Genomic DNA, 11,935 nt, shown 5'->3' with positions numbered 1-11,935 from the left:
CTTAAGATGTTAGAAAAATTAGTTAATGGATTAGAATCCTTTTTATTCAGGCGACGGGCCTTCGTCATCTTGCTATTTATGTTAACTACCATTTTCTTGGCGTTTCAGGCCAGTAATTTGAAAATGGATGCGGCTTTCATCAAGAATATCCCGCTCAATCACAGTTACATGCAAACCTACTTGAAGCACCAAAATGATTTCGGCGGTGCCAACAGCATCATGGTTGCCGTCGAAGACACGAGCGGTGATATTTTCAATGAAAACTTCTTCGATGCGTTAAAGAATGTCCATGATCAGCTCTTCTTCATACCGGGTGTCGACAGGGCGCAAGTTAAATCCCTGTTTTCCCCTTCCACACGTTTTACCGAAGTGGTAGAAGATGGTTTTGCCGGCGGCCCGGTCATTCCGGCAGACTTTTCTACCACTGAGGCAGGCCTGGCGGTTGTTAGAGACAATATAGAAAAAGCGGGCATCGTCGGTCGACTCATTGCTGAAGATTATTCGGCCGCTATGGTCAAAGCTCAGTTAATGGACTTCGATCCCCAAACTGGCAAGCCACTCGATACCTTAGCGTTCGCGGCGCAGCTTGAAAAAGAATTGCGGACAAAATATGAAAACGAACATATAAAAATCCATATCATAGGCTTTGCCAAGATGGCGGGGGATGTGGCCGATGGGGCTAAGGGCGTCATGCTCTTCTTCCTTATCGCGATTGTCGTCACAGCGATCATGGTTTACCTCTTCTCTAAGTCATTTATTCTTACCTTGTTGCCCTTAACCTGTAGTTTAATCGCAGTGATCTGGCAGTTGGGCTTATTGACTGTAGTGGGCTTTGGGCTAGACCCTATGTCGATTCTGATCCCATTCCTGGTGTTTGCCATCGGGGTGAGTCACAGTGTGCAGATGATCAATGCCGTGCGCCGGCGAGTGCTCGAAGGGGAAACGAGTAAGGCCGCTGCTGCACTTGCTTTTAGAAGTTTATTGATCCCAGGTGGCATCGCGCTTCTGTCCGATACCGTTGGGTTCTTAACCCTGTTATCTATAGATATTGGCATCATCAGAGAGCTGGCTATCTCTGCCTCTCTGGGTGTTGCCGTTATCATATTAACGAATCTGATCTTATTGCCACTCATCATCTCCTATACCCAAGTATTGGCAGTGAAATCGAGTGATGCCTCAATTGAGCGTACCAATCGAATCTGGGAGTTTTTGTCTCGATTTGCGACAACAAAATATGCTATCTGGGTGTTAGTGACGACAACGGCATTATATGCCTTAGGTTTGCAGCAAGCTAATTTAATGAAAGTGGGTGACTTACAGGGCGGGGCCCCCGCACTGCATTTTGACTCTCGCTACAATCAGGATACTTTTTACATCACAGATAAGTTTTCAATCACCACTGATGTGATGACGATTATCGTCGAAGCCTTCCCGGAAGCTTGCACTTACCACTCAGTGTTAACACAAATAGATGAATTTGAATGGTTAATGAGTAACACTCCTGGGGTGGAGACCACAGCCAGTTTGGCGTCGGTTGCCAAGCGAGTGAATGCCGGCTTCAATGAAGGCAATCCCAAATGGCAGATTTTGCCTCGAACCACAGCGAGTCTGGTACAAGCGGTTGGGCGTGTACCGACGAGCTCCGGGCTACTTAATAGTGATTGTTCTGTCATGCCTATTTATCTTTTCTTGAAAGATCACAAGGCTGAGACGATAGAAGTTGTCATCGATAAAGTGAAAGCATTATCTGCGACGATGAATAATGACAAGTTGCAGTATCGACTCGCGTCGGGTCCTGTTGGCGTGATGGCCGCGACGAATGAAGCTGTGGCTGCGGCTCAATTACCTATGATGTTATATGTCTATGGAGCTGTATTCTTCCTCTGTCTGATAAGCTTTAAATCTCTTAAAGCGACGATATCTGTCATCTTGCCTTTGTATGTGGTGTCTACCTTGGCCCAGGCCTTGATGACACAACTCGATATCGGTTTGGCTGTGAGCACCTTACCTGTGATAGCCCTAGGTGTCGGGATTGGTGTTGACTATGGTATCTATATCCTTTCCACTATGGCAGGCAGGCTAAGAGAGGGAATGCCGGTGCAACAGGCGTATTACGAAGCTCTGGTTGAGCGAGGCAGTGCGGTTATTTTTACCGGACTCACCTTGGCTATCGGTGTCAGTACCTGGTTCTTTTCGGCGCTTAAGTTTCAAATGGATATGGGAATACTGCTAACATTTATGTTTTTAGTAAATATGTTGGGGGCCATAATTATTTTACCAGCAATAGGCGCGGTTCTGTGGCGAAAACCCAGAGAGGTATAAGTTAACAGGGAGCTTAGGCTCCCTTTTTATTGCGCTGAAAATGAATAGTTACGCTGTTATGCCGATTGATTTTTCATCTAGGGGGGCTAAATACTGCTGTTACTGGTTTTAAGGTGGATCTACCACTAAAATAACTCTCGAAATGTGGCAGCTTTAGTAATAAACTTCGCCCATGACCTAGGTCACACTATTTTGACTGGTCATTTGTAATAAGCATCCCAAAAATTATAAAAGCGCTGCCATAGACCCTTAAAGGAAACAGCAACATGGCCTTGAAAGATGCAATGCCTTCAGTACTGCTCGAAAACGTAGTCAATCTTATTCATTCAAAAGTTCCTACAACACAAGCAAAACAGGTCGAGCAGTTTGCCACCTGTCTGTATGCCCACATGTCGAAAGACGATCTTAAGTCCCGTAACGACAGCGATCTTTATGGTGCCGTATTAAGTCTGTGGAATGCCGCGAATATGACCGTAAAAGGCGAGTCACATATTCGGGTTTTTAATCCCAGTCAGTCGAAGCATGGTTGGCAATCAACGCATTCAATCATCGAAATCATTCAACCAGATATGCCTTTCTTAGTTGACTCTGTGGGTATGGCGCTCAATCGTACCGGGATTACTACCCATATGATGTTGCATACTCCCTTGTCGATTAAGCGAACCAAAGGTGCCATCACTCAAGTTATCTATGGCGATGACGTCAAAGGGAAACTGGAAAAGGTTGCCGTATTCCTTATTGAGATAGACAGACTCAGTAGTAAAGATGATATTAAACAGATAGAAAAAGAGATTTCATCTGTACTTGGTGATGTCGCTGCCTCGGTCAATGACTGGCAAGCCATGTCCGTTAAGCTTGATGAAACGATTAAAGATCTCGCTATACGCCCATACCCAGGTGAAAAGCAAGAGCTTAAAGAGGCCACTGACTTTCTTAACTATCTGAATAATCATCACTTCACCCTGTTAGGGTATCGCCGCTATGACTTACATAAAGTTGAAGGCGATCTAGAGTTGATTCCTGATACGTCATCAAGCCTAGGCTTAATGAACATACCTGGTAAACCTCAACCAGATACTGGATTGTTATTATCTAACTTTTCGGAAAGCGCACGCAAAGAAGCCCTAGATCATAGCTTGCTACTGCTGACTAAGAGCAGCGAAAAAAGCCGGGTCCATCGTCCCGCTTATGTGGATTATGTTGGCGTAAAGCGTTTCGATAAGAAAGGTAATGTGATTGGGGAAGACAGATTCTTAGGCCTTTATGCCTCGAATCTGTATAACCGTAGCCCACGAGAAATCCCATTATTGGCCGAAAAAGTGCAGCGCGTGCTGGACCGCTCAGGTTTAACACCTCGCTCCCATGATTATAAAGCCTTGATGCACATACTCGAGACCTTGCCCAGAGATGAACTCATACAGGGCAATGTGGAAGAGCTGGCTTATGTCGCTCACGGCGTACTTGAGATGCAAGATAGGGATAAGTTAAAGCTGTTTGTGCGTAAAGATGGCTTCGGACGCTTCTTTTCTTGTCTGGTCTATGTGGCTAAAGACAGATACAACACTAAGTTACGTGAAGATACTCAACGTATTTTGGCTCAGCATTTTAAGAGCGATGCCGAGGTTGAGTTTACGACCTATTTTTCTGAATCAACACTTGCGCGTACTCACTATATAGTGAAAGTCGACAATAACAGTATGGATGTAGACGTGGCTGCCATTGAAAATAATTTAACCGAAGCTGCTCGTTCTTGGGAAGATAAGCTTAATGATTCCCTTAGCAGTGCCCGTGGCGAAGAGTCTGGCACCAGGCTAATGAAGCGTTATCTCACCGCATTCCCACGTAGCTATCAAGAAGATGTATTACCCAGCTCGGCGCTTGTGGATATATTGCAGCTCGAAGCCTTGGATGATGCCCATAAACTGGGAATGCTTTTTTATCTACCCCAAGAAACAGCATTAAGTAACAGTAAAGTGCGCCTGAAGTTGTTCCATAAGGATGAGCCAATCCATCTTTCAGATGTCTTGCCTATGCTGGAGAATTTCGGTCTTAGAGTGATCAATGAGCGTCCCTATGAGATAAAAACCGCCAATGGTGATACTTATTGGATCTTAGACTTCCTCATGACTGTTCAGGGCTCCACCACTGAAAATGTTGCAGAGAGTCAAGACAGATTCCAGGATGCGCTTTCTCAGGTATGGAAAAAGCAGCTTGAAGATGATGGTTTTAACCGTTTAGTCTTGGCAACGGGTCTTACCGGTCGCGAAGTTTCTATACTGCGTGCTTATGCGAAATACATGCGTCAAATCGATGCGACTTTCAGCCAAGCCTATATCGAAGAGACATTTACCCGCTATCCTCAGCTCGCCGATCTCTTGGTTAAAATGTTCATTCGTAAGTTTAACCCCAAACTTAAGACCCGCACTTTGGGCAAGTTTGTTGAACAGATAGACTTACGATTAGACGAAGTATCTAGCTTAGATGATGACAGAATTATTCGTCGTTATTTAGACCTTATCAATGCCACATTAAGAACTAACTTCTATCAAACTGCCGATGACGGTGCTGTTAAGCCTTATGTGTCATTTAAGTTTGCGCCGGAAGAGATTCCCGAGATGCCTCGTCCGCTGCCCAAATTTGAGATATTTGTCTACTCACCAAGAGTAGAAGGTGTACATCTTAGGGGCGGAAAAGTGGCCCGTGGTGGCTTACGTTGGTCTGACAGACGTGAAGATTTCAGAACTGAAGTGTTGGGCTTAGTTAAAGCCCAGCAAGTTAAGAATACCGTGATCGTTCCCGTTGGAGCTAAAGGTGGATTCGTCTGTAAACAGCTTCCAACAGACGGCGGCCGTGAAGCCTTCTTCTCGGAAGGTCAAGCATGTTACCGGATATTCATTCGCGGTTTGCTCGACATCTCAGATAACATCATAGAAGGTGAAGTTATTCCACCAAAGAATGTTGTACGCCATGATGATGACGATCCTTATTTGGTTGTTGCTGCTGATAAAGGTACGGCGACTTTCTCTGATATCGCCAACAGTATCTCTGAGGAGTATAATTTTTGGCTAGGTGACGCATTTGCCTCGGGTGGTAGCAATGGCTACGATCATAAGAAGATGGGGATCACGGCTCGTGGTGCCTGGGAGTCGGTTAAACGTCATTTCCGCGAAATCGGTATCGATTGTCAGACAACGGATTTCACCTGTTTAGCCATTGGTGATATGGCGGGAGATGTATTTGGCAACGGCATGTTGCTCTCGGAGCATATCCGCCTCGTTGCGGCTTTCAACCATCTGCATATCTTCATCGATCCAAATCCTGATACAGCATCCAGTTATAAGGAGCGTGCTCGTTTATTCGACCTGCCTCGTTCTAGTTGGGATGATTACAATAAGGAATTGATCTCTAAAGGGGGCGGAATATTCTTACGCTCGGCTAAGAAGATCCCTCTGTCTGCAGAGATGAAGGAGATGTTAGGCACCAAGAAGACGACGATGACACCGACGGAGCTACTTAAAGAGCTGTTGAAGATGAATGTCGATCTTATCTGGAATGGTGGTATCGGTACGTATGTGAAGGCATCGACTGAAACTCATGCGGAAGTGGGTGATAGAGCGAATGACGCTCTGCGTGTCAATGGTGATGAGGTTAACGCAAGAATAATAGGTGAAGGTGGTAACTTAGGTTGTACTCAGTTAGGGCGTATTGAGTATGCTACCCATGGTGGCCGGATGAATACCGATTTCGTTGATAATGTCGGTGGTGTCGATTGTTCCGATAATGAAGTGAATATTAAGATCTTGCTTAATGCTTTGGTTGCCGACGGTGAGATGACGCTTAAGCAACGTAACCGTCTCTTGGTTGAAATGACAGATGAAGTAGGCCGTATAGTCCTTCAGGATTGTAACGATCAAACCCGGACAATCTCAGTGACTCAGGTTCGTGGGGCTGAGCAGTTAAAAGAGCAGATCCGCTTCATTCATTATCTGGAGAAAAATGGCAAGCTAGATAGAGGACTTGAGTTCCTGCCTTCGGAAGATGATCTGGCAGAACGCTTAGCGAACGGTAAGCCGTTGACTCGTCCAGAGTTATCTGTGCTGGTTGCGTACGCAAAAATGGTGCTTAAAGAGCAGTTATTGACACCAGAAATTACCGATGATCCTTTCTTGAGTCAATTACTGATTGCTTATTTTCCACAGCAATTACAAGAGAGATACAGTGATCGCATGGCTGCACATCCTCTGCGCGGCGAGATCATAGCCACCTCATTGGCTAATGAGTTGGTTAATGATTTGGGCCTTAACTTTGTTCAACGTATGCAAGATGAGACTGGTGCCTCAGTCGCGGAAGCCGCGATTTGTTATACTATGGCTCGTGAAGTATTTGGTTTAGCTGATTTAACGAAAGAGATCACCTCACTCAATGGTATTATCCCCGCGGTAGTTCAGGGCGAGATGTTGCATCAATTACGTCGTAATATTCGTCGAGCCTGTCGCTGGTTCCTGCGCCATCGTAATCGCAGTCACAGCATTGAGCAGTCAGTCGCGTTTTTCAGTCCTGTGTTCGCGGATTTAAAAGCGAATGTTCATGGCTACATGGTTGAAGCTGAAGTTAAAGGCATACAAGCTGAAATTGCGGCACTGGTGAAAGAGGGGGTCAATGAACCTATAGCGACGAATGTGGTTAACATGAGTACGCTATTTTCGGCACTGGATATTGCTCAAATTGCTGAGTTAGAAAGTAAGCCTATTGCACTGGTCGCACAGACCTATTTCAAGTTAGGCGCACGTGTTGACTTGCATTGGTTCCTCGATCAGATCAGCGAGCAACCGGTCGCCAACCACTGGCAAGCACTTGCCAGAGCGGCATTTAGAGAAGAGTTAGATTGGCAACAGCGCTCACTGAGTTCAGTGGTGCTAAGATCATGTACCTCAACTTGTGATGCTGATACCATCATCGATCAGTGGATAGACTCCAATCAGGGTTTATTGGAGAGATGGTTCCATATGCTCGCAGACTTTAAAACTTCGCAAAGCCATGAGTTTGCCAAGTTCTCTGTCGCCTTACGTGAGTTAAATCTTTTGATTCTTCATTGTGAAGGTTAAAAGTAAATAATAATATTAATCAGCCCTGGCATTTGCCGGGGCTTTTTTCGGTCTAGGAGAAAGCATGTTTTACAAAATCGCTCAAAAAGTCATGTTCCAAATGGATCCTGAGAGAGCGCACCATATCGCACTCAGCAGCCTTAAATCCACGGCGAATAGCCCGTTAGATTGTTTCTACGCTCAGACGTTTGAACAAGCACCTGTTGAGTTTATGGGGATAACCTTCCCTAATCCTGTTGGCTTAGCCGCCGGTATGGACAAAGATGGTGAATGTATAGACGGTTTTTATGCTATGGGCTTTGGACATATCGAAGTGGGTACAGTAACACCTAAGCCCCAGCCAGGTAATGAGCAACCACGTCTATTTAGATTAAAGCCTGCAAAAGCCATTATCAACAGAATGGGCTTCAATAATAAGGGAGTCGATAATCTTATTACCAACCTCAAAAAGGCAAAGTCTGGTGCCCTGGTTGGTGTCAATATCGGTAAGAATAAAGATACTCCGGTAGAGCAGGGCAAGGATGATTATCTTATCTGTATGGAGAAGGTGTACCCATATGCGGCTTATATTACTGTTAATATTTCCTCTCCAAATACACCAGGTTTGAGAAGTATGCAGTATGGGGATCTGCTCGACGATCTATTGAGATCACTTAAAGAGAAGCAGAAATATCTCGCACAGAAGCATGGGAAATATGTACCTTTGGCATTAAAAATCGCGCCTGATTTAACCCCTGATGAAATTGAAAAAATTGCTGTTTCGCTCATTCGCAACAAATTTGATGGGGCTATTGCGACCAATACGACCCTGAGCCGTGATGGTGTTAGCGGACTTATCAATGCAAATGAGGCTGGTGGACTAAGTGGTAAACCACTGAATTCATTATCTACATCTGTAATAAAGCAGCTTTCTGATTGTCTTCAGGGTGAGATTCCGATCATAGGTGTTGGTGGAATTAACTCTGCAGCTGACGCGCTAGATAAACTCGATGCGGGAGCCAGTATGGTGCAAATATTTTCAGGGTTTATTTATCAGGGACCTGAATTAATTAAAGATATCGTCAATGCATATCGAGTTCGCTAATTAAAAGATCGTTTTCCAGATCCTTTTTAAGATCGCGCGATCGCAATTTGATCGCGCATGATCGATGTAAGGTGCTGTTATATTAGTCAATTTATTTTAATTATATTTTGATATTGAGCAAAATATCGTCTATTATCGGCTTGTATTCTATATGACAGGTAGATGTTATGTTATTAATGCCAAAAAGGGATTGGCAATGGAAATATAATGATGCGTATGGTGTGTTAAGCGTCTCATTAGGTTCAGAGATGGAGTTTCTGACTCCTTATAAAATGAAAGTTTTAATTCCTGATGCTTTGATGGAGTTAGAGTTTAATATGGATCATGCTAAATTTTATATTGATTTTCTAGATCTTCTTTCAAAGTCATTACACATAACGGGGGCTTTACAAGTTCAGCTAGCGCTCAATGCCACGGCTGCCCATTTTTTATTAAAGCCACAAATGCCTAAATCATGGTTTTTCTCTACCAGTAGTATGTGTGTCTTTAGTGAACTCGGTAAAATTTTTCAGTTATCTTGTCTGGGGAGAAAAGCGCAGGTCTTGGTTGTTGAGACGAGTGTTCAAGCCTCACTGGTGATGCTACTGGAGAAAGAGTTACAGCTGAGTGATAGCAAATCACTAGGTCAATTCGAATGTATTAAAGTGATGCACGATAGACTGCATCCAATTATGGTTAATCGGCAGATTGTGGCAGCATAGTTTGCCTGTTCAGCCATACTTCACAGTCCATTTCCATCCTATTCCCCTCATAACTAGTCTAGGTTTAAGTCATTCACTTTGATTTAGTCTGCCAAAATACCTCAGAGTTGAACACTTTCTTATACTGACAGGTATGGCTTTAAAAAGGAGAACCATTCCCCACTCGTTCGCCTTAAATTAGTCCGTCAAAATTACTTTGAGCAGATTACTTTACTTAAACTGCATAGGTGTAAGAGTGCGGTCTTTGTACAAAACATATGATAAGAACTGGAATAATCTCCATGAGAGCCAATAACTTTTTATCATTTCAGTGCTCATCAAGGTATAATGTCTGATTAATTTTTACTGTGTGTCTATCTATACGATGTTAAAATTTTTTGCTGCGGCTCCTAGGGGCTATGAATATGCGTTATCACTCGAGTTAGCTGAGCTCGGTGCCTCTGAAATCAAAGAGAGCGTGGCGGGTGTCTACTTTACGGCATCTCTTGAACTGGGTTATCGAATTACGCTTTGGTCACGTTTGGCGAGTCGAATCATTTTCGTCATACATAAAGGGCCATGCGAGTCACCTGAGCAGCTCTATAATGCTGCTTACGGTATAGATTGGCAGATGCAGTTTTCTAATCGCAGCACATTTAGCATCGATTTTCATGGTCAAGGTGGTTTCATCAATAACACCATGTACGGTGCACTTAAGATAAAAGATGCCATCGTCGATCGTTTTCGTGACGATGATTTTTCAAGGCCGGATGTCTCTCGCCATGATGCTGACTTTCGAATCGACGCACACTATCGTCGTGGAGAGATCACCATAGGGTTGAATTTTTCCGGACCAGCTCTGCATAAGCGTGGTTATCGCTCGACCACGGGTGAAGCCCCTTTAAAAGAGAATCTTGCCGCAAATATGTTGGTTCGTAGTGGGTGGAAGAAAGAGCCGGTTTCACTGCTCGATCCTTTCTGTGGTAGTGGCACTATCTTGATTGAGGCTGCCATGATGGCCTGTGATATTGCGCCGGGTCTTCATCGTGAGCGCTTTGGGTTTGAGCATTGGCTGCGACATAACGACAAACATTGGCAAGAATTACTCAATGAGGCTCGTGCCAGAGCCTCTATTGGCATTACCCGCTGTACCACTAAATTTTATGGGTCAGACATAGAGCCTCATCTCATCTCTATCGCGAAACAAAATGCAGAAAATGCCGGTGTGAGTGACTTAATCGAATTTAATGTTAGCGATGTCTTAGAGGTTAAAGTGCCGGAAGCATCCGGTTACCTTATCAGTAACCCCCCATACGGTGAGCGTTTAGGTACAGTTACTGAGCTGCTTCAGCTCTATTATCAGTTGGGTGATAAGTTTAAGTCTGAATTTGGTGGCTGGAAATTGGCCATGTTAAACAGTGATAAAGAGCTGTTATCCGCCTTGAAGCTCAAAGCTGATAAACAGATGAAGATGAGTAACGGTCCACTGGATTGTGCATTCAATCTCTATACTGTTCATGCCGAGAATACTCGCCGCGTCGACCCTGAGAATATCAAGGTAGAAGGGGATGTTAGCGATATCGCCGTGCCTTTCGCTAATCGGGTAAAAAAGAATTACAAGCAACTTAAGAAGTGGGCTAAAAAAGAGGGGGTCGACAGTTACCGTATCTATGATGCCGATTTACCCGATTATAAAGTTGCCATCGATAAATATCTGGATTATGTCGTTATCCAAGAATATACCGCGCCAATGGATATTCCCGAGTCAGTGACTAAGCGTCGTCTGACCGATGTGCTGATCGCTTTACCGAGCGCGATTGGTATCGATCCTAAAAACATCATTTTGAAAAAGCGTGAACGTCAAAAAGGCACTAATCAGTATGAGAAGCTCTCGACGGCTAAGCTTGAGCTAATCACGACCGAATATGACGCCAAATTTAAGTTAAACCTTAAAGAATATCTGGATACCGGCCTGTTCCTCGATCATCGTCTCACCCGCAAACTTGTGGGTGAAAAGTCTAACAATCGCGATGTCCTCAATCTGTTTGCCTATACGGGGACGGCTTCTGTGCACGCCGCGCTCGGTGGGGCTAAAACGGTTACGACCGTAGATATGTCTAATACCTATATTAGCTGGGCTAAAGAGAACTTTGCCTTAAATGGGCTAAATGACAATAAGTATTCGTTTGTACAGGCGAACTGTTTGACTTGGATCAAACGTACCCATGATACCTATGACTTTATCTTCATCGATCCACCGACGTTCTCAAACTCGAAGCGCATGGAAGACTCCTTCGATGTGTTACGTGATCATGTCGCTTTACTGACTGACTTGATTAAGATTCTTAGGCCTGGTGGTGAAATCATCTTCTCCAACAATAAGCGTAAGTTTAAGATGGAGATAGAAGCCCTCGAAGCTGTTGGCATTAAGGTTCAAAATATCGATAGTCAAACGTTACCTATGGACTTTAAGCGTAACCCACAGATCCATAACACTTGGCTACTAACACATGCCGAGTAAGTCCTATATCTTGTTCCACACAGATGCCTGTCATCTGTGTGAGCTAGCCGAGCAGCTGATTGTTATGTCTGGTATCTCATATATAAAAACGGACATCTGTGATGATGAAAAGTTAGCCGATCAATATGGCATTAGTATCCCTGTGCTAAAACAGATAGATTCTCAAAATGAGCTCAATTGGCCATTTGATGAAGATGTATTAAAGAAATTTTTAGGAGCATAA

Annotated in this window: 6 protein-coding genes; all 6 read left to right on the top strand. The window is 44.1% G+C overall.

Going from position 1 to position 11,935, the window contains the following annotated elements:
• The first annotated feature begins 6 nt into the window (after positions 1 to 6).
• The 6 genes from FS373_RS19785 to FS373_RS19760 all read left to right on the top strand — a co-directional run bounded on the left by FS373_RS19785 (position 7) and on the right by FS373_RS19760 (position 11,935).
• Complete coding sequence (locus tag FS373_RS19785; RefSeq protein ID WP_144046228.1) at positions 7 to 2,322, top strand: efflux RND transporter permease subunit; 2,316 nt, start codon at positions 7 to 9, stop codon at positions 2,320 to 2,322.
• Between the two features lie 266 nt (positions 2,323 to 2,588).
• Positions 2,589 to 7,427: an NAD-glutamate dehydrogenase gene (locus FS373_RS19780; protein ID WP_144046229.1), complete on the top strand. Its 4,839-nt coding sequence runs from the start codon at positions 2,589 to 2,591 to the stop codon at positions 7,425 to 7,427.
• A gap of 64 nt (positions 7,428 to 7,491) precedes the next feature.
• Positions 7,492 to 8,511 (top strand): quinone-dependent dihydroorotate dehydrogenase, encoded by a 1,020-nt coding sequence (gene pyrD, locus FS373_RS19775; RefSeq protein WP_144046230.1) that lies wholly within the window; start codon positions 7,492 to 7,494, stop codon positions 8,509 to 8,511.
• A gap of 167 nt (positions 8,512 to 8,678) precedes the next feature.
• Positions 8,679 to 9,212 (top strand): cell division protein ZapC, encoded by a 534-nt coding sequence (locus tag FS373_RS19770; protein ID WP_144046231.1) that lies wholly within the window; start codon positions 8,679 to 8,681, stop codon positions 9,210 to 9,212.
• Positions 9,213 to 9,576: 364 nt separating this feature from the next.
• Positions 9,577 to 11,712, top strand: coding sequence for a bifunctional 23S rRNA (guanine(2069)-N(7))-methyltransferase RlmK/23S rRNA (guanine(2445)-N(2))-methyltransferase RlmL (rlmKL, locus tag FS373_RS19765; protein WP_144046232.1), 2,136 nt, complete (start codon positions 9,577 to 9,579; stop codon positions 11,710 to 11,712).
• Positions 11,702 to 11,935 carry a glutaredoxin family protein gene (locus FS373_RS19760; protein WP_144046233.1) on the top strand — a complete coding sequence of 78 codons (234 nt, stop codon included), beginning with the start codon at positions 11,702 to 11,704 and terminating at the stop codon, positions 11,933 to 11,935. The genes rlmKL and FS373_RS19760 overlap by 11 nt, the downstream gene beginning before the upstream one ends.

Source organism: Shewanella sp. YLB-07 (assembly GCF_009377275.1).
The sequence above is the reverse complement of the archived record's forward strand: the minus strand, read 5'-3'. Positions and strand labels throughout refer to the sequence as shown.

Bases quoted from the DNA above. Each gene is read 5' to 3' on its own strand.
- FS373_RS19785 (WP_144046228.1), top strand. From the start codon at position 7: ATGTTAGAAAAATTAGTTAATGGATTAGAATCCTTTTTATTCAGGCGA.
- FS373_RS19780 (WP_144046229.1), top strand. From the start codon at position 2,589: ATGGCCTTGAAAGATGCAATGCCTTCAGTACTGCTCGAAAACGTAGTC.
- pyrD (WP_144046230.1), top strand. From the start codon at position 7,492: ATGTTTTACAAAATCGCTCAAAAAGTCATGTTCCAAATGGATCCTGAG.
- FS373_RS19770 (WP_144046231.1), top strand. From the start codon at position 8,679: ATGTTATTAATGCCAAAAAGGGATTGGCAATGGAAATATAATGATGCG.
- rlmKL (WP_144046232.1), top strand. From the start codon at position 9,577: ATGTTAAAATTTTTTGCTGCGGCTCCTAGGGGCTATGAATATGCGTTA.
- FS373_RS19760 (WP_144046233.1), top strand. From the start codon at position 11,702: ATGCCGAGTAAGTCCTATATCTTGTTCCACACAGATGCCTGTCATCTG.